Raw genomic sequence first — 19,598 nt, 5'->3', positions numbered from 1 at the left:
TCCTCTAATCTTCTAAATTTTTAAATCTATCTAATATTATTTTAGTAAAAATTTTTATTCCTTCTTTTAAAGTAGCCTCGTCAGCTATAAAATTAGGATTATGAAGAATGCATTTTCCTTCATTAATGTTTGACTCTGTTCCAATCCACATAAATACAGAAGGAACTTTTTTAGTTATAAAAGAAAAATCTTCTCCTCCTGGAGAAGGAGTCTTTTGTATTTCAATATTTTCCCTTCCTATTAATGGAGTAAGTGAATTTATAACCTCTTTTGAAAGTTCTAAATCATTATACATAAAATCATACCCATCTTTATAAATTAATTTACCCTCACATCCATAAGCAGAACAAATATCATTAACAAGTTTGTGTAATCTCTTTTTTATAATTAATGCTGATTCATCACTAAAAACTCTTACTGTCCCTTCTAGTATAACATAATCAGCTATCACATTATACCTATTTCCACCTGACATTTTTCCAATTGTAACAACTGCATTTTCTCCTGACTCTAAATTTCTACTAACTATAGTTTGAATTGCCATAATAATATTAGCTGCTGTTACAATAGCATCTCTACCTTGAGATGGCATAGATCCATGACTACTTTTTCCCTTTATATGAATCTGAATTGCATCTGATTTTGCATTTGCGACTCCAGGTCTAAAAGAAATACTTCCCACAGGACTATTATATACGTGCAAAGCATAAGCTTCATCAACACTAGGATTTATTAACAGCCCTGCATCCATCATCCCTCTACTTCCTCCAGTTGGAGAGCATTCTTCTGCAGGTTGAAACATAAATTTAACATTACCTTTTAATTTGTCTTTAAATTTTGAAAGAACCATTGCCGTTCCAAGTACCATTGAAGTATGCATATCATGGCCACAAGCATGCATAACTCCCTTATTTTTTGAAATAAAAGTCAAATTATTTTCTTCTTGAATAGGCAACGCATCCATATCTCCCCTAATAAGTATAGTTTTCTTATTTCCGGTTTTTTCATTTCCAAATAAATTGGCTACGATACCGTTCGCTCCAACATTTTCTTTTATTTCTAAAGGTAACCTTCTTAAGGCTTCCAAAACTTTCAAAGGAGTTCTTTTTTCTTTCCCTCCAAGCTCAGGATATTCATGTAAATCTCTTCTAAAACAAATTACTTCTTCAATATAACTATCTATCACTTCTTCTATTTCAGAAAATTTCATAATTCCCTCCTAAATAAACATTGTTACTCCTGGTCCTAATGGAATATTTAAACTAAACCAAACAATGGCTAAAATAACCCACATAATTAACATTCCTATTGAATAAGGAAGCATTAAAGATATCATAGTTCCCATTCCTGATTCTTCATCATATTCTTGAGCTAAAGCTAATATTATAGGCATATAAGGAAATAATGGCGATATAATATTTGTTGTAGAATCTCCAACTCTATACAAAACTTGTGTTAATGCTGGATTATATCCTAAGAAATAAAACATCGGAATAAATATAGGAGCTAATAATGCCCACTTTGCAGATCCACTTCCTATAAACAAATTTATAAATGCTGATAAAAGAATAAAAGCTATAAATAAAGGAACTCCACTAATATTCATACTTTTTAAAAAATTTGCTCCTGCAACAGCAATAACATATCCCATATTGCTCCATTTAAAAAATGCTATAAATTGACCAATCATAAATACTAAAACTATATAAGAAGACATATCTTTTATAGCTAATCCCATATATCTTGGAACATCTCCAGATGATTTAATTTTCCCAACAATAACACCATAAGAAATACCACAAATCAAAAATAACACTAAAAGTAATGGTATGATTGATTTTAAAAATGGTGATCTTAATAAAGAATGAGTTACTGGATTTCTAAAAAAACTATTTTTAGGATAAACTGCTATTCCTATAAGAACTATATAAGCAAGAGATAATATTCCTGCAACTCTTAATCCTTTCTTTTCTAAAGGACTTACTTCTTCTTGTTCTATTTTTTTACTTCCTTTATATTCTCCTAATCTTGGCTCAATAATTTTTTCAGAAACAAAAGTACCTACAATCGCTAATAAAAAAGTAGAAACTATCATAAAATACCAGTTAGAAACTACTGATACAGACATATTAGGATTAACTATATGAACTGCTTCTGTTGAAATTCCTGATAATAAGGCATCTGTTCCAGCAATTATTAAGTTAGCACTAAAACCAGCTGTTGTTGCAGCATAACCTATTGCAATCCCTGCTAATGGATGCTTATTTAAAGATAAAAATATAAATGCTGATATCACTGGAATTACAACTATGGCAGCATCTGACGCTATATTTCCACAAATTCCTATCATCATAATCATAAAAGTTATAATTTTAGGAGAACTATTTAAGATGGTATTTCTCATAAGAGAAGATACAAAGCCAACTTTTTCAGCAAGTCCAATACCTAAAGTCATAACTAAAACTAAACCAAGTGGTGCAAATCCAGTAAAGTTTTTAATTAAATTTTTCAAAATAAAAAGAATTCCTTCACTTGAAAGTAAATTCTTAATTCCTATCATTTTTCCACTAACTGGATCTAATATTTCTAATCCAATTACATTGCAAATAGCTGAAATAATAATTACACTAAGTGTTAAAATGCTAAACAATATAAAAGGATGAGGAATTCTATTCCCTGTCTTTTCTACCCAATCTAAAAAACTATGCTTCTTTTTCAGTGTTACTCCCATAATTATAACCTCCCTGTACTTTTTGATCTTTTAAGACATTTTTAAAGACATCTTGTTTTTAATGCTACGATTATATATTACTAAGTCTTATTTGTCAATGTTTTTATTTTTCGTTTTAAAAAAAGATATGATTTTATACTAATAATTAAAACTTATTCAGTAGACTATTTTCTTTTTTTAGTATATAATTTAGTAAAACGTTTATTAAAAATATTGAGGAGGTATAGAATGCTAAAATTACTTATATTGACTCCTGAAAATTCAAAAAATTATGTTAAAGAAGCTTTAATTGGTATTGAACAAAAAATAGAATATATAGTTTATGATGACTTGCAACAACTTAAAAATATTTATATAGAAGTTGCTCATAAATATGACGCTGTTATAACAAGTGGCCCCATAGGATATGAAATTATAACCACTAATGCTAAATTAATAACGCCTGTCTACTATATTGAAATAGATAAATATGAATTATATCGGTGTTTATTTGATGTATTAAAAAGCAATCCTAATATCGATTTTTCGAAAGTATACATTGATTTCATATCATCTTCAGATAAAAAAGAATGGTTAGAAGATACTTTTACTAATGAAAAAGAACCTATTTTTTGTCCTCTTGACTACAGCAGTGTAGAATTATATGATATTTTAAAGAAAAACTATTTAAAACTTCAGCAGGGGAAAAAAGTAAATTTAGTTATAACAAGAATAAGTAATATGCTTAAATTTTTAGAAGAAATCAATATGCCTTATATATTTTTATTCCCATCTAAAAACACAATCAGAAATATTGTAAATTCAGTTATAATTGATTTAAAAGCAAAAAATTCAGAAAAAAAAGAAATAATATTAATTAAAATTTTAGTGAAGAAAAACATTACAGAAGTTAGAAAAATTTTAGCTAATAATTTTAATGGAATTATTAGTGAACCAAAAAAGAAAGAATTTGAAATACTTACTTTAAAAAAAGATTTCTATAGTTATAACATAGAAAAACTTTTAAAAAATTTATCTTCTTTTGATATTAATATCGGTTTTGGAGGTGGATCTAGTATAAATTTAGCTAGGATTTATGCTGAAAAATCTTATCAAAAAAATATAGACTCTGATGGAAATGTTTTATGTTTAGTTGAAGAAAACAAAATAACTACTCTAAAAACTTTTATTGCAGATGAAGAAGATAACTTACTAATTTTTGAAAAATTAAAAGAAATTAATATAACAGGGAAAAGAGCTCTTGGATTAATTGAAGTATTTAAAGCAAATAAAGCTTTATCAATAAAAGATTTAGCTAACTACTTAAGTACAACTGAAAGAACTGCTGCAAGAATTTTATTAAAATTAGAAAGCAATAATCTCGCTCAACATATTATTAAAAAAATCCCTAGAGGCAGACCACAAAAAAAATATATTTTAACATTTTAAAAAGTCGCAATTATGCGACTTTTTGTTTATTTAAATTTTTAAGGTATAATTAAATTGATGATTATATTTATTTTTTATTAAAGGAGGCAGTTATGAAAATATTAGTTACTGGATTTGATCCTTTTGAAAAAGAATCTATTAATCCTGCTTGGGAAGGAGTTAAATTACTTCCTTCAAGAATCAATGAAGCTGAAATTTTTAAGTTACAAATTCCAACAATTTTTAACGAGTCCATAAAAGTCCTTTTAGATGGAATTGAAAAATATAAACCTGAAATTGTTCTTTGCATTGGACAAGCAGGAGGAAGATTTGATATCACTGTAGAAAGAATAGCTATTAATTTAAATGATGCGAGAATTAAAGACAATAAAGGAAATCAACCTATTGATAGTAAAATATATGAATATGGAGATAATGCCTATTTCTCCTCTCTTCCTATTAAAGCTATTGTAGAATATATAAAAAATGAAAATATTCCTGCTTCTATATCTAATTCTGCTGGAACTTTTGTATGTAACCATCTTATGTATGGATTATTATACAATATAGATAAATATTCTGTAACTAAAAAAGGAGGATTTATACATGTTCCTTATATTCCAAAACAAGTTTTAGATAAACCTAATACTCCTTCTATGGATCTTAATCTAATAGTTAAAGGACTAGAAGCTGCCATTAGAGGAATTATTGAAAATGATCAAGATATAAAAATAACAGGCGGAAAAGAATTTTAAAAAAAGTGCTCCTTATAAAATTATAAGGAGCCTTTTTTAATGCTTATTATAACAATATAATAAAAGTATTTTATAAAAAAATATTGTATAATATATTTATAATTTTTAATAACCTTGTATTAAATTTAGGAGAATACTATGAAAAATATAGAAGTTGTTGCAGCAATATTAAAATACAAAAACAAATATTTTTGTGCCCAAAGAAAAGCTTCAGGACCTTTAGCTAAAAAATGGGAATTTCCAGGTGGAAAAATAAAACCTGGAGAAAGTCAAAAAAATGCATTAAAAAGGGAACTTTTAGAAGAGTTAAATTTAAATGTTAAAATTGGACCTTTATTTAAAACTATAAATCATAACTACGATACTTTTTCTATAACCATGCACTCATATCTATGTGAACTTAATTCTATAAGTCTAAAATTAAAAGAGCATTTAGATTATAAATGGTTGCCATTAAAAGAATTAAAAAATTTAGATTGGGCAGAAGCTGATATCCCAATTGTAGAAAGTCTAATTAATAAACAAGCTGTTGAAAAATCCTTATTTAACAAATCAATAGATTCTTTTATTTACAACCCAAGCTTTATAATAAATACTGAAACTAAAAATATAAAAGATAAAATTTTAGATTTATTGTATTCCTCAAAAAGAATTGATATAGCTGTTAGCTATATTGTATGGTCAGGACTTTCTCTTATTTATAAAGAATTAGAAAAATTTGATAAAAGTAGTAGAATTCTTGTTACCACAGAAGGAATGGTAAGTGATCCCCTATCTTTAAAAAAGCTTTTAGAATTACCTCTTCAAACTAAAATTTATTCTCCTACTTCTGATAGTAAAGGCTTTCATTTAAAAACTTTTTTTGGCGAAAAAAAGAATCAAAGTCGAATTCTTGTGGGAAGTTCTAATATTTCTGCTCGAGCTTTTGGACTAGCTCATGAAATGATTGTTGAAATAAATACTGAAAATAATGGTTCGCTTATTGAAGAGCATCATAATATTTTTAATAATCTTTGGAATGATCCTTGTTCAAAATTTATAAAAAAAGAATTTATAGAAGAATATTCTAAAATATTTTATGAAAAAAAGAAACTAGACAAACAAATTTCTACGCTTTATTTAAAAAACAAAATTATACCTAACTATATGCAAAGAAAAGCATTATCTGAATTAGAAAACTATCGTGAATATTCTAATAAAGGATTAATTATCGCAGCAACTGGTACTGGTAAAACTTATCTTTCTGCATTTGATGTGAAACAGACAAAATCTAAAAAAGTTTTATTTTTAGTTCACAACCGTTTAATTCTTTCATCAGCTTATGAAACCTATAAAAAAGTTTTTCCTGATAACAAATTAATTGAATTAAATTCTTCAAATACAAACGAAATAAAAAGTAGTCAATTTATTTTCACAACTGATAAAACAGCATATAATCATCTTTATAAAAAATATCCTAATGATTATTTCGACTATATAATATATGATGAAGCTCATAAAATTGGAGAAAAAACTCATTATCATTCTCTCATTAAATACTTTACTCCTAAATTTACACTTGGAATTACAGCTACACCAGAAAGAACAAAGGATCCTAAATTTTTATTTAAGATTTTCGAATATACAATACCTTATGAAATTAGATTGCTTGATGCAATGAATCATCAATTAGTATGTCCTTTTACTTATTACGGATTAAATCTCCAAAATAAATTACTAGATGCAAATGAAAAATTTAATTATTATGAGCTAGCTAATTTTATGAAATTTCAATTAAATGAAAAAGGACATTTTGGTAAAAAATTAAAAGGAATTGTTTTTTGTTCTAATATCTCAGAAGCTAAAAAATTATCTACTGAATTAAATAATTTAAAAATTAAAAGTATCGCGATTACAAGCGAACATTCTTCAAGAGAAGAAACAGAAGTTCATATACAAAATCTTAAAAATGATAACAATAACCTTAATTTAATATGTGTAGTTAACCAATTTAATGAAGGAATTGATATCCCTGAAATAAATGTTATATTCATGCTTAGAAATACAACATCATCTATTATATATTTACAACAATTAGGAAGAGGACTTCGAAAAACACAAGATCCACATAAATACGTTACTGTCTTTGATATTATTGGAAATTCCAACAATAATTACTCTATTGCTGAAGTTTTAACTGGAAATACAACTGCTGATAAAAGAATTCTTTTTAAAGAGGCTAATAAAAAATTCCAAACAGTATCTCCTTTTATAAATGTTCATATTGAAGAAAAAGCTATGGAAAATATTATTAAATCTATTTCGAATAATTTTAAAGTGGAATCAAAGCTAAAAGAAAAATTTAGAAATGAATTATTTAGATTTAAAATTATTCCTTCACTTGTCGAACTATATAAAAACCCTAACTTTAAAGAATTAAATCTTTTACAATTGCTTTGTAAAAATTTTTATGAGCCTTTTATAGATTATTATGTGAAAAAATACAATATCTCTAAAAATGATAAATTTCTTGAAAAATTTTTTGGTCTTATTACTCAATTTACATTTAGAGGTTATAATCAAAAAATTTTAAAAGAATATGTTTCTCTTTTAAAAGGAAATAAAACTTCTAATGAAACTCTTATAAAAACTTTAATTCCTAAAAAAACAAATGGTAAAAAAACTGCTATTAATAGTGATTATTTTAAAAAAGGAAATAATTTTGTTGATATTTTTAAATATAATAAAACTCTTTCCCTTACTGATGAAATAATTTATGAATTAAAAAAAAGAAATGCTTATTTACTTTTTCTAGAACATATCGAATTATTTAATGAATTATCAAATCGCCCAAACTACAAAATGAAACCATTTGAACTAGTAAACAAAGGAGAATTTCTTTTTAACTCCAATGCAAATGATTGTTACATGAATTCCATAGGAGAAAGAATTGACCACATCCAAAAAAGATTTTATTGCATTATAAATGTAAGTGCCAAAGAAACTTTTCATGATAATTATATCGATAATTTCAAAAGAATAGTTTATATGACCCAAGAATCTTCAACTGAAGAAAAAGCTAAAGAAAAAATAAATTTAATTAAAAATGGATATGATTTATTAATTTGTGCTAAATTTCCTCATCTAGGATACAGTAATACCTCTTACTTTAATTTAGGAAAAATTCATGTTGATGAAATATCTTCAGTAATTACTCATCCCACCAAAGATAAAAATAAATTTAAATTTAATCATAAAATATTTTTAAAATTAGAAAATCAAATTCCTGAAGAACTCCTTCAATATAAAAATATTTAAATAAAAAAACCTTCAAAATAAATTGAAGGTTTTTTTATTTTCTATTTTAGTTTTGGCCAGTAATCTTTATTTGCTTCTATTAATGCGTCTAATATTTTTCTTGCTTTTTTTGCATCTACAATAGTTCTGTTTATTGTTAGTGCTTGCAATGCTTTACCATAAGATCCTTCAAACCAAGCTTCAGAAGTTAATTGTTCATATGCGTTTTGCTGTTCGATTAATCCTTTATAGAATGTTCCTACTTTTCCAACTCCAAATGGTCTTGGACCATTAAATCCTAATGTAGCTGCAACTTCAACCATTGCATTATCATCTACATTTGAAATTAAACCATTATTTTTAACTATTACTATATATATTCTATTTTCATTAAATGCAATTGATTCTCCTATTTCTACAATCATATCTGCATGAGCATCATTATGAACAACATTAGTGTCCCCCATAGATCCTCTTTCTATTATTTCTCTACATTCTTCAAAAACTCTCTTTTCTCTTCCATCCATAACTTCATTAGCTCTAGTGTATTTCGGATCTAATTTATTACACTTATAATTTGGATAATAATAGTATTGTAAATAAGTATTAGGTAAATAATCTGGGAAATCAACAACCATATCTCTTACCATTGCATAAGTATCTAACCAAGACTGATCTCTTTGCTCAGCATCAGCTGGTATAAACCCTCTTTCTAAAGTTATTTCTTTTATTCTAGGTATTAAATCTTTTCCTGTTTTATCATATAAATGAGTAAACCATCCAAAATGATTTAATCCAAAATATACAGGTTCAAATTCTCTAGAATTCATCTCAAGTAATCTTCCGTAAGATCTTAATAAATTTATAGGTTGATCACAAATATTTAATATTTTTTTATCATTAGGAAATTGTTTTTCTAAAGCTACTGCAACAATTGCTGCTGGATTAGTATAATTTAATATCCATGCATTTGGAGATTGTTTTCTTATAAAATTTACAAGTTCTATCATGTCTCTAATTGATCTCATTCCATAAGCAAAACCACCTGCCCCACAAGTTTCTTGACCTATTGCTCCAAGACTTAATGGAATTTTTTCATCTAATTCCCTCATTTTATATCCACCTGTTCTAATTTGACAGAATACAAAATCGACATCTTTAAAAGCAACCTCAGGAGATGTTGTATATTCAAACTCTACCCCTTGATACTCTTCTTTAAATAAAATTTTTGCAAATTCTCCAATAGTTCTTTGTCTGTCTTCATTGTTATCATATAATACTACTCTTTTTAATGGAAATGTATCCTTTCTTTTACATAAAGATTTTAATAATCCTGGTGTCCAAGTACTTCCTCCACCTGCTATAGCAACTGTAAATTTTTTATTATCCATTTTAATGCCTCCTAAATATTTATTAATTTTTATATTATTTTATTAATAGTCTTTTTACATCTAAAGCTATTTTTTCTACTTTTGGTCCATATATTACTTGAACATGATTTTCCATTTTAAAAATTCCTGCTGCACCTGTTTTTTTAAGTAATATTTCATCTACTTTTGAAATATCTTCTAAATCAACTCTAAGTCTTGTAAAACAATTATCTACATTTTTTATATTTTCTTTTCCACCTAGTCCAACTATTATTTCACTTTCTATTTCACTAGTTACATTTATATTTATTTCTTCTTCTTTTTCTTTTAAAGTTTCTTCTTCTCTTCCTGGAGTTGCTAAATCATATTTATTTATTATAAATTTAAAGCCAAAATAATAAACAGGGATATATATTAATCCTAAAAGCAGAGTATAAATCCAATTAGTATCCATCCCTCTTAAAACACCAAATACTAGAAAATCAATTACTCCTCCCTGAACATTTCCTATCATTACTCCAAATAAATTCATAAGCATAAATGATAACCCAAATAACACTGCATGAAATAAAAATAATATTGGAGATATAAATATAAACGCAAATTCTAATGGTTCTGTAATTCCTGTTGCAAAACTTGCTAATGCTCCTGCTATTAAAAGCCCTTTAGCTCTTTTTCTAGAACTTTCATCCTTAGCACAACTTAGCATTGCCATTGCAGCAGCTGGAAGTCCAAACATCATAACAGGTATCTTTCCTTGACATAAAAATCTAGTTGCATTTTTTACAATTTCATCTGGTATCATTCCTGGATTTGCTAATGCTCCATTGAATATAGATAATGCTCCTACAAATTGATGTCCTCCCATATTATAAACTCCTCCTATTGGAGTAAATCTAACTGTTTGATTTAATATATGATGAAGTCCTGTTGGTATCAATATTCTTTCTGTAAAACCAAATATAAAAGTTCCTATTATTCCTGTCTTTTGAATTATTGTCCCAACTCCTATTATTCCTTTTCCTATAAATGGCCAAACATTTGCCATTACAACTCCTACTACTGACATTACTATTACTGTTATAATTGGTACAAATCTTTTCCCACCGAAAAAATTTAAAGCATCTGGTAATTTTACAGTATAATATTTATTATGTAATTTACTTGTTATAATTGCTGATATAATTGCTCCAAATACATTTGTTCTATAAGTAAATATTCCTAATTCATATCCGAATTGAGAATTATACATAATTGCCGCTTCTTTTCCCATTCCAGAATTTACAAGTGCCTGTACATTAACAGTTCCAGGAGTTATTCCTGATATTTTAAGTGCATAATTAATTCCAACATTCATAACTATAAAACCTATTACTGCAGAAAAAGCTGCTGTTGGTTTTTCATCTTTAGCAAGCCCAATTGCTACAGATATTGCAAATAATATTGGAAGATTTCCAAATAAACTTCCTGATACTTTTCTTATAAATCCTATTACAATTTGTATCATTTTAATATTCGCAAAATTTCCAACAATATGTGGATTTTGTAAAGCTGCTGCTAATCCTAGAAAAATTCCTGCTGCTGCTATTATCGATATTGGCATCATTAGAGATTTTCCTAGTTTTTGTAAAAAGTCCCCTACTCTTTTCTTCATGTCCCACCTCTTTTTTATTATTTGTATAGTTGTCTATACAAGGATGATATAACATTTATTATTTTTTGTCAACTATTTTTTTGATTTTAGAGTATAAAAAAACCTCTTAGTGTTCTCTAAGAGGTCTCTATGTTCTTGCTATCAACTTAAATTTATACTTTCTTTGATTGTAAAAAATTTCAGAATATTCTAAAATTTCTCCATTTTTTAAATATGTTACAGATTCAGCTACTAATACTGGTTCGTTCCTTTTTAGCTCTAAAATATTTGCAATATCATCTTCAGGAATTTTTGCAATTATTTCCCTTTCACTTTTTTCTATTTCCAAACCTTTTAATTCTATGTAATTAAATTTAGATTTATATAAATCTTTCTTTTTTAAATTTGGCAATATTTTTTTTCTTATATAACTTTTTTCAAAAACTGCTGCTACCCCTTCAACTTTTCTAAGTCGTTCCATATACCAAACCTTTTCTTTACCTTGAATATCTAACGCCTTTGAAATTTTATACTCTGGATGTTTTTCTTCAAATTTTAAAACTTCATTTTCAGGAGTTAATCCCATAGATATAACTTTCTCACTAAATCCATTTATTTTATTTAATGGTAGTTCTATCTTTTTTTCTTCAAATTTTACAAACGTTCCTATTCCTTTTTTTCTTTCTACAATTCCCTTTATTTCTAAATTATCTAATGCTTTTTTTACGGTCATCCTACTTATTTTATATTTTTTAGATAATTCATTCTCAGAGGGAATTATTTCTCCTTGATTTATCTCTTTAGTTTTTATATAATCTTTTATTAAGATTTCAAGCTGTATATACAAAGGAACTGAAGAATTTTTATTTATCATTTTTCCTCCTAGTAATACTAAAATTATACCATCTAATAAAAATTATACTATACGTGCTATAAGTTATCAACTAATATTTATTTTTATAATTTTATTTTAACTTTTTTTGACTAAAATATTATTACAATGTTATAATGGCTTTAATTAGTTTAATATTTTATAACAAAGGAGGATAACATAATTAATTTATGTTTAAATAACCATGGATATAATAGAAAAGATTATGGAAATTAAAGATGTCGTACCCAAAAAACAAAAGTTATTATGTGACTATATTGTTCTAAATTACAAAGAAATTGGAATGATGACTGCATCTGAAGTTGCCGAAGCTGCAGGAGTTGCTACCACAACAGTAATGAGATTTATGAAATTACTTAAATTTGAATCTTATAATGATTTTAAAAATGCTTTTTTAGAATATTCGCTAAAAAATACCATGTCTTCTTATGGAAGTATAAAAGAAAATTTTAAACATATTGTTAAAGGAGAAGAATCTGATCCTCTAACTACCACTTGTTATGAAACCATTCACACAATAGAAAATTTTATAACCCCTAAGAATATTGAAGAAATAAACAATTCTATAAAATTAATGATTAATTCTAAATGGATTAATCTGCTAGGACTTAGATCTTCTAGACCTGTAAGTTTATATATGGAAGCTTCTGTCAATAGATTTTATCCTAAAGTAAGACAACTCAGTACTGATGACAGTTATCTTTATGATCGAGCTCTAAGAATTGAAAAAAATGAAACTTTAGTTGTTTTTTCTATTTGGCCATGTACTAAAAAAACTGTTAAATTAGCTGAAATTTGTCACAAAAGAAAAATACCAATCATATTAGTTACAAATACAACTTTAAATCCAATCGCTAAATTTGCAGATATAGTTATTGATACAAATTCGGTCCATAGTCCTCTTGGAAATTTACCAGCTTTGGTAATTGTTGAAACATTAGTTGCTGAACTTGCTAAACAAACAATTCCTGAATCAACTAAAAATATTGAAAAATTAGAAAAAGATTTAGATAAATTAGATTTATTCATTTGGGAATCTAAAGCATAAAAAAAGTCGCTTAATAGCGACTTTTTATTTTGATATTCTATTTACAATTAATTTAGGAACTTCTTGAACCATTGTTCTAATTTCTTCTTCTGTAAATCCTTCTTCAAGTAAAACTTCTATAAATTTCATCATTCCATAAACTGGTGTTTCAAAACCATTTTGACCTCTATCTGTTGAAAGATATACATTTTCAAATCCTGCACTTCTAATATTATTTGCCATTTCCTTTGCTGTTACTGATTGTTCTGCAATATTTAACCAATTCTTTTCTATTAAAACTCCTAAACTAGATAAATATTTTTGAGTTTCTCCATCAATCATCGTTCTTTGCCATTCAGGATGAGTAAGAATCATATTAACTCCTAATTTTCTTCCTTCTTCACATAATAAAATAGATTCTTCGACACTTAAGTGTCCTGTTGCTAAATATCCATTATATTTTTTCATTATTTTAAATATCTCATAAACTTCTTGTTTTAATTTTCCTTTTTTTTCTAATACTGAAATTCCTGGTCTTTTAAAAAAATCTCCAGGCATATCCCCATACTTTAAACAATTTTCAGAATCCCTTGTGGGCATCCATACTATAACTGCTCCAGTTTTCAAAGCATTTTCTACTGCGTAAGGATTTAATCCTCCATTTGGCCAATTTAAAACTATTCCCCCGTAAGCTTTTGTTTTTAAGTTACTCTTTAAATTCACTAAAGCTGCTCTTGACTGAGTAGGTTCATAATGACTCTTTATTAAAACTCCTGCCATCTTAAATTCATTTGCTTCTTTAACTAAATCAAAATCATCCAAAGCTCGATTAAAAGCAGAAGGTTCTGTATGAGTATGAAGATCATAGGCTCCTTCTAATAATCTTTTTATAATATCCTTATTTTTTTCTTTCATAATTAATCTCCTTTTTATATTTTTTATCATCAAAAGAAATCAAATATAAAAAGGAATTTTTTTAATTAAACCTTTATCTAAAATTATCATAACATAATCTATAAAATAAATAAATATTCTAAAATTTATTTTATAAATTTTCCCAAGGTAACTGCCCAAAAAAAGAAAAGAAAGAAGCATAAAAAAGTTTTTAAAAACTTTTTTATCAAAAAAAGGTTTGACAAATTCTTTTAGCTGTGATTTAATAGATGTATCAAAAGAAACCAAATATAAAAATGAAAATAATTCAAACAAGGAGTGATGTAAATGAAACAAAAAGACGTAGTTTTTTACAGTGAAGGTGACAAAGTTTTAGGATCTATCTATTATCCAGATGATTACAAAGAAGGAGAAAAAAGACCAGTAGTTATCGCTAACTCAGGATGGACAGGAATAAAAGTAGTTTACCCTGAACTATTCTCAAGAAACTTAGTAAAAAAAGGTTACATTTGTATAGGGTTTGATTATAGAGGATTTAAACCAACTGAAGGAATAGCGAAATACACTACATTAGAAAGAGAAGTTGAAGATATTTGTGCAGCTATCAACTTTGCTAAAGCTCAACCTGAAATTGACAAAGATAAAATAGGATTAATCGGTTGGGGAGTTGGAGGTGCTGTTTGTATAGAATGTGCTAGACGTGAACCAACTGTTAAAGTAGTTGCTACACTTAACTCTTTTGTAGATGGTGATCGTTGGATGAGAATGGGTATGGGAAATGATAAATATCATAGAGCACTTGAAATGTTAGAAGAAGATAAAATGACTAGAGCTACTACTGGTGACTTAGTTATGAGACATCCTTATGTTGCTTATCCTAATATTACTGAATCTGGAGATTTCTATGTAGATAACACTCTTAAAAAAATAAATGGTGGAGTAGATAAAATAGCCGATGGTGATGCTGGAGAATCATTCCCTACAGCAATGTCAACAGCAATAGCAGATTCTTTCTTTAGATTTAATGTAGAAGATGCTTTAAAAAGACTTAAATGTGGAATATTTGTAGGACATGGAAAATACAATGAACTTCATGACAGAATAGAAGCTGATGAAGCATATAAAATTGCAAATGAACCTAAAGAGTTATACTTTGTTGAAGGAAAACATAATGAATGGATGTTTGATGAAGATCCTAAATTCTTAGAATTAATGAATAATCTAGATAATTTCTTCGCTAAATTTCTTAAATAATTAAAATAAATAAAATCACCTTGATAAAGCTAGAAATTCTAGCTTTATCAAGATATTAGATATTGATATTCCTTCTGTCTATAATATTAAGATCTAATATTTTTGATGTTTATACTATACAAAACAAGGGGGTAAAAATGAATTTCACGCCGTATTCAATGTTGTTAGATTTCAGTATTATGTCAGGTCTTTTATTTATTGCACAAATCATGAGAAGTAAAATAAAATTTTTACAAAATTATTATATTCCTTCTTCATTAGTAGCCGGTTTCCTAGGATTATTTGGAGGTCCACAATTTTTAAACATTTTACCATTCAGTGGTAAAACAGGATCTTATCCTTATTTATTAGTTTGTGTTTTATTTGCTGGTATATTTTTAGGTAAGCAAGAAAAGTTTAGCTTAAAAGAAACAGTACATAAAGTAGGCGACACATTCTTAATAAATATGTCTAGTGAAATATTATGTTTTGGATTAGCTTGTTTAGTAGGTGGTGCATTGGTAATTTTCTTATTTCCAAATGTCTTTTCTGAAATAGCAGTTCTTCTTCCTGCAGGATTTATGGGCGGACACGGATATGCAGCTGCTATAGGAGGAACTATTAACACCTTACTTGGTAGAAATGATGGAGTTGTAATAGGTCAAACTTTTGCTACTTTAGGTCTTTTAAGTGGAATTTTTGGTGGAATAATTTGTATTAACTACGCTACTAGAAAAGGCGCTACAAGATTAGTTAAAAGTATAGGTGCTTTACCTCAAGAATGTAAAACAGGAATGATCCCTTTAGAAAAAAGACAAACAATGGGAGATGAAACAGTTCATCCTATGGCCATGGATCCTTTAGCTTGGCATATTGGTTTAATACTTATGACTACTGGAATAGGTTATGCTATTTATTATGGATATAAACCTTATTTTCCTAAAGTAGAAGTTCCTTTAATGTGTGTTACTATGATTGTTGGAGTTTTTATTCAAGCTATTTTAAATAAAACTGGTTATGGAACATATGTAGATAAAAGAATAATTGATAGAACAGGCAGTGGAGTTACTGATTATTTAGTTGCTTTTGGTATCGCTACTATAAAATTATCAGTTGTATTAGAATTTATTGGTCCTATCCTTGTTCTTGTTGCAGTTGGTATTGCTTGGCCATGTATTTTAGTTTTCTTTGTAGGTAGAAGATTATTTAGAAACTTCTGGTTTGAAAGATCTATATTTATTTTTGGATATATTACTGGAGTAGTTGCAGTTGGAGTTACTCTTTTAAGAATCGTAGATCCTGAAATGAAAAGTGGAACATTAAGTGATTTTGGAACTGCATATACTCTTCAATCTATAGTTGAATTATTTATAGTTACTATGGTTCCTGTCTTTGCTGTATCTTTGGGTGTAATCCCAGTTGGAGCTGTTCTTGTTACCATTGGAGTTATAATGCTATTAACTTGCAAATTTAAATATGGTTCTTATAAAATGCCAATGAATCAATTAAGAGAAGGAGAAGCAGAAATAATTACAGCAGTTAATGATTAATCAAATTTAAAAATATATACTCTCAATAAAGATGGATATAAATCCATCTTTATTGTTAATTAAAAACTATAAAAGGAGAATTTATATGACCTACTTTAAGATTAAAAAAAATAAAATTTTCAGTTTACTTATCTTATGTACTCTTCTATCTATTTTTTCTGGATGCTTCAAGAAAAAAGAAAATAATAAAAAAATTAAAAACTCATTTAAAGTGGCCAGCATTCAATTTAACCCTCAACTAAATGAACTCGATAAAAATGTAAATGCTTTATTAAAAGTTACTGAAACAGCTTTTAAAAATGGAGCTAAACTTGTAGTAGCTCCTGAAATGGCAACAACTGGTTATTACTATAAGAATAGATCTACTATCAAACCATTCGTAGATTCTCTTCCTGGTAAAACCACAGATAAATTTTCTAAGCTAACCGAAAAATACAATGCTTATATTATTTTTGGGATGCCAGAAATAGATAAAACAACAGATTTATATTATAACTCTGCCGCCTTAGTTGGACCAAATGGATATATTGGAAAATATAGAAAAACTCACCAATGGGAAAGCGAAGAACATTGGGCTGCTTGGGGAGATTTAGGAGTTCCTGTTTATGAAACTAATTTAGGGAAAATAGCTATCAATATTTGTATGGATTCCGCGTATTTTGAAAGTGCTCGCCTTGCAGGAATTCAAGGAGCTAATATTCTTGCTTTCCCTACCAATTCATCAGCCCAAGCAATTTCTGCTTTACCTGCAAGAGCAGAACAAAATGGGTTTTATGTAGTTAGTGCTAACAGATCAAACACAGAAAATGGGTTTCATATGATAGGAGGAAGTGCTATTTGGACACCAGAAGGTAAAAAATTAAATGAAGCTCCTATCTTAATGACAAAGGAAGAAGATATTGATGAATCTACTATAATTTATGCAACTATTGACCCTAAAAAATATAATAATAAAAATAGATTAGCTCTAGAAAAAAGACGTCCTGAATTATATAAAGATTTAATGCTTTATCTTTCTCCTTGGGATTACACTAAAAATATAAATTCAAATAAAGTTATAGCAGCTTCTTTACAATATGAACCTAAAGTAGGAGATAAAGAATATAATAAAATAAAAGTTTCTAACCTAATCAAAAAAGCTAAAAAGAAAAATGACAATATAAATCTTATTGTTTTACCTGAATTATCTTTAATCGGACCAACAGATAATTTGAAATTGGAAGAAATAAAAAAACTTTCAGAAAAAGCAAATGATAATTCCTTCAATTATTTTTCTAATTTAGCTAAAGAAAATAATATTTGTATAATTTTTGGATTAATAGAAAATCAAGACGATAAGTTATATAACAGTGCTATTTTCATTAATGAAAGTGGTAATAAAATCGGTGCATATCAAAAAACTCATTTAAGTAAAACAGATGAAAGATGGGCTACTAAAGGAAATCAATTATCAGTTTTCAAATCAGAAAAATTAGGAAAAGTAGGTATTTTAATTGGAGAAGATGTCATGTATCCCGAAGCATCAGGAGTTTTAGCAATTAATAGAGCAGATATAATAGCTATCCCTTCAGCCTGGTATGGTCAATACGGAAGCAATATGGAAATAAATAAAATCGTTTCAGCTAAAAAATATCCTAAAGGAGCTATGACTTTATGGGATTCTACCGCTTTAAGTTCTCAAGCTTACACTATTATTTCTAACTTTGTAGGAACAAAGAAAAATTATAAAGGAAGAAGTAGTCTTTATACACTAGATCCTTTATATGGACTTGATCAACCTATTATTGCTTCTAATAAAGATGAAGAAACTTTAATATTCACTTTTGAAACTTTGCAAAATAAATGGTGGTTCAATCAAGAAAAGTTAATTTCTTCAAGAAGAACCCCTTATTACATTAAACTAATTCAAGAATAGATTAATATCTCGAGGAAACTCGAGATTTTTTCTTATCTTTTTTATAAAGGAGATTTCATGAATAAATTAAAATTTATTTTTATTCTCATATTATTTTCAACTGTTGGAGTTTTTGTAAAAAAAATACATTTAGATTCTGGAAAAATAGCATTTATAAGAGCAATAATTGGATTTATATTTTTAGTTTTTATAGCTTTAATCAAAAATAAAAAAATTTTTCTAACACAAATTATATATAACAAAAGAAAAATAATTTCTTCAGGCTTTTTACTAGGATTAAATTGGCTTTTTTTATTTCAAGCATATAAATATACAACTCTTTCAATAGCAACTATTGCTTGTTATTGTGCTCCTATCTTTATGCTTTTTTTATCTATTTTATTCTTGAAAGAAGAACCTGACATAAAAAAAATAATTTGTATTCTAATTTCTATATTTGGTATGATTTTAATTTTTTACAATAGCAATGATTCTAGTAGTAGCATTATATATAATCACACTTTAGGGATTTGCTACGGCCTCCTAACCGCTATTTGTTATTCTGTTGTAATTATTATTAATAAATCTCTAGAAGATATTTTTTCTCTAGAACAAACTTTAGGTCAATTTTTTTCTGCAATTATTATATTACTATTTTATCTATTAATATTTGAAAACTTTAATTTTAAAGGATTAGATATAATCTCATCAATAAATTTAATTGTTATCGGAGTTATACATACAGGATTTGCTTTTTTTATTTATTTTTCTTGCATTAAAAATATACCTGGACAAAGCGTTGCAATCTTAAGTTACATAACTCCTATATTTGCAGTTTTTATATCTATATTTTATCTAAAAGAACCTATCAATATCTTTCAACTATGTGGAGGAAGTTTAATTTTAATATCAACTTTTATAGCTGAAAAAAAATAA

The 19,598-nt window shown here is 27.1% G+C and carries 14 protein-coding genes; 8 read left to right on the top strand and 6 right to left on the bottom strand.

The annotated features are described in order from the left end of the window. Positions 1-4 precede the first annotated feature (4 nt). The gene (locus Q7K47_04600; protein ID MDP0506494.1) at positions 5-1,210 is read right to left on the bottom strand and encodes an amidohydrolase; all 1,206 of its coding nucleotides are present in this window, start codon (positions 1,208-1,210) and stop codon (positions 5-7) included. A gap of 9 nt (positions 1,211-1,219) precedes the next feature. Beyond that, positions 1,220-2,731 carry an AbgT family transporter gene (locus Q7K47_04595; protein ID MDP0506493.1) on the bottom strand — a complete coding sequence of 504 codons (1,512 nt, stop codon included), beginning with the start codon at positions 2,729-2,731 and terminating at the stop codon, positions 1,220-1,222. A gap of 228 nt (positions 2,732-2,959) precedes the next feature. On the opposite strand from Q7K47_04595, the gene Q7K47_04590 reads away from it, so the two are divergent. The 3 genes from Q7K47_04590 (at position 2,960) to Q7K47_04580 (ending at position 8,190) form a co-directional block, all read left to right on the top strand. Beyond that, complete coding sequence (locus tag Q7K47_04590; GenBank protein ID MDP0506492.1) at positions 2,960-4,159, top strand: hypothetical protein; 1,200 nt, start codon at positions 2,960-2,962, stop codon at positions 4,157-4,159. A 92-nt stretch (positions 4,160-4,251) separates the two neighbouring features. Next, positions 4,252-4,893, top strand: a complete 642-nt coding sequence (pcp, locus tag Q7K47_04585) for a pyroglutamyl-peptidase I (GenBank protein MDP0506491.1) — start codon at positions 4,252-4,254, stop codon at positions 4,891-4,893. Between the two features lie 138 nt (positions 4,894-5,031). Further along, the gene (locus tag Q7K47_04580) at positions 5,032-8,190 is read left to right on the top strand and encodes a DEAD/DEAH box helicase family protein (protein MDP0506490.1); all 3,159 of its coding nucleotides are present in this window, start codon (positions 5,032-5,034) and stop codon (positions 8,188-8,190) included. A 41-nt stretch (positions 8,191-8,231) separates the two neighbouring features. Here the strand turns inward: Q7K47_04580 and Q7K47_04575 are convergent, their stop codons facing one another. The 3 genes from Q7K47_04575 to Q7K47_04565 form a co-directional block, all read right to left on the bottom strand. Continuing rightward, positions 8,232-9,560, bottom strand: a complete 1,329-nt coding sequence (locus tag Q7K47_04575; GenBank protein MDP0506489.1) for a 6-phospho-alpha-glucosidase — start codon at positions 9,558-9,560, stop codon at positions 8,232-8,234. Positions 9,561-9,594: 34 nt separating this feature from the next. Then, the gene (locus Q7K47_04570; GenBank protein MDP0506488.1) at positions 9,595-11,193 is read right to left on the bottom strand and encodes a PTS transporter subunit EIIC; all 1,599 of its coding nucleotides are present in this window, start codon (positions 11,191-11,193) and stop codon (positions 9,595-9,597) included. 127 nt (positions 11,194-11,320) lie between these two features. Further along, complete coding sequence (locus Q7K47_04565) at positions 11,321-12,046, bottom strand: GntR family transcriptional regulator (GenBank protein MDP0506487.1); 726 nt, start codon at positions 12,044-12,046, stop codon at positions 11,321-11,323. A 202-nt stretch (positions 12,047-12,248) separates the two neighbouring features. On the opposite strand from Q7K47_04565, the gene Q7K47_04560 reads away from it, so the two are divergent. Further along, positions 12,249-13,112, top strand: a complete 864-nt coding sequence (locus Q7K47_04560) for a MurR/RpiR family transcriptional regulator (protein ID MDP0506486.1) — start codon at positions 12,249-12,251, stop codon at positions 13,110-13,112. Between the two features lie 24 nt (positions 13,113-13,136). On the opposite strand, the gene Q7K47_04555 is transcribed toward Q7K47_04560, so the two are convergent. Then, the gene (locus Q7K47_04555; protein MDP0506485.1) at positions 13,137-14,006 is read right to left on the bottom strand and encodes a DUF6282 family protein; all 870 of its coding nucleotides are present in this window, start codon (positions 14,004-14,006) and stop codon (positions 13,137-13,139) included. A gap of 306 nt (positions 14,007-14,312) precedes the next feature. Here Q7K47_04555 and Q7K47_04550 point away from each other — a divergent pair, with 306 nt between their 5' ends. The 4 genes from Q7K47_04550 to Q7K47_04535 all read left to right on the top strand — a co-directional run bounded on the left by Q7K47_04550 (position 14,313) and on the right by Q7K47_04535 (position 19,598). Beyond that, complete coding sequence (locus Q7K47_04550) at positions 14,313-15,239, top strand: alpha/beta fold hydrolase (protein ID MDP0506484.1); 927 nt, start codon at positions 14,313-14,315, stop codon at positions 15,237-15,239. 137 nt (positions 15,240-15,376) lie between these two features. Further along, positions 15,377-16,768, top strand: coding sequence for a sodium/glutamate symporter (locus tag Q7K47_04545; GenBank protein ID MDP0506483.1), 1,392 nt, complete (start codon positions 15,377-15,379; stop codon positions 16,766-16,768). Positions 16,769-16,853: 85 nt separating this feature from the next. After that, positions 16,854-18,683, top strand: coding sequence for a nitrilase-related carbon-nitrogen hydrolase (locus Q7K47_04540; protein MDP0506482.1), 1,830 nt, complete (start codon positions 16,854-16,856; stop codon positions 18,681-18,683). Positions 18,684-18,740: 57 nt separating this feature from the next. Continuing rightward, positions 18,741-19,598, top strand: coding sequence for a DMT family transporter (locus tag Q7K47_04535; GenBank protein MDP0506481.1), 858 nt, complete (start codon positions 18,741-18,743; stop codon positions 19,596-19,598).

It is taken from the genome of Fusobacterium sp. JB019, assembly GCA_030673965.1.
Lineage (GTDB): Bacteria > Fusobacteriota > Fusobacteriia > Fusobacteriales > Fusobacteriaceae > Fusobacterium_B.
This window is presented reverse-complemented; position numbering and strand designations above follow the sequence as displayed.

Coding starts and splice junctions, on each gene's coding strand:
- Q7K47_04600 (MDP0506494.1), bottom strand. CDS start 1,210: ATGAAATTTTCTGAAATAGAAGAAGTGATAGATAGTTATATTGAAGAA.
- Q7K47_04595 (MDP0506493.1), bottom strand. CDS start 2,731: ATGGGAGTAACACTGAAAAAGAAGCATAGTTTTTTAGATTGGGTAGAA.
- Q7K47_04590 (MDP0506492.1), top strand. CDS start 2,960: ATGCTAAAATTACTTATATTGACTCCTGAAAATTCAAAAAATTATGTT.
- pcp (MDP0506491.1), top strand. CDS start 4,252: ATGAAAATATTAGTTACTGGATTTGATCCTTTTGAAAAAGAATCTATT.
- Q7K47_04580 (MDP0506490.1), top strand. CDS start 5,032: ATGAAAAATATAGAAGTTGTTGCAGCAATATTAAAATACAAAAACAAA.
- Q7K47_04575 (MDP0506489.1), bottom strand. CDS start 9,560: ATGGATAATAAAAAATTTACAGTTGCTATAGCAGGTGGAGGAAGTACT.
- Q7K47_04570 (MDP0506488.1), bottom strand. CDS start 11,193: ATGAAGAAAAGAGTAGGGGACTTTTTACAAAAACTAGGAAAATCTCTA.
- Q7K47_04565 (MDP0506487.1), bottom strand. CDS start 12,046: ATGATAAATAAAAATTCTTCAGTTCCTTTGTATATACAGCTTGAAATC.
- Q7K47_04560 (MDP0506486.1), top strand. CDS start 12,249: ATGGATATAATAGAAAAGATTATGGAAATTAAAGATGTCGTACCCAAA.
- Q7K47_04555 (MDP0506485.1), bottom strand. CDS start 14,006: ATGAAAGAAAAAAATAAGGATATTATAAAAAGATTATTAGAAGGAGCC.
- Q7K47_04550 (MDP0506484.1), top strand. CDS start 14,313: ATGAAACAAAAAGACGTAGTTTTTTACAGTGAAGGTGACAAAGTTTTA.
- Q7K47_04545 (MDP0506483.1), top strand. CDS start 15,377: ATGAATTTCACGCCGTATTCAATGTTGTTAGATTTCAGTATTATGTCA.
- Q7K47_04540 (MDP0506482.1), top strand. CDS start 16,854: ATGACCTACTTTAAGATTAAAAAAAATAAAATTTTCAGTTTACTTATC.
- Q7K47_04535 (MDP0506481.1), top strand. CDS start 18,741: ATGAATAAATTAAAATTTATTTTTATTCTCATATTATTTTCAACTGTT.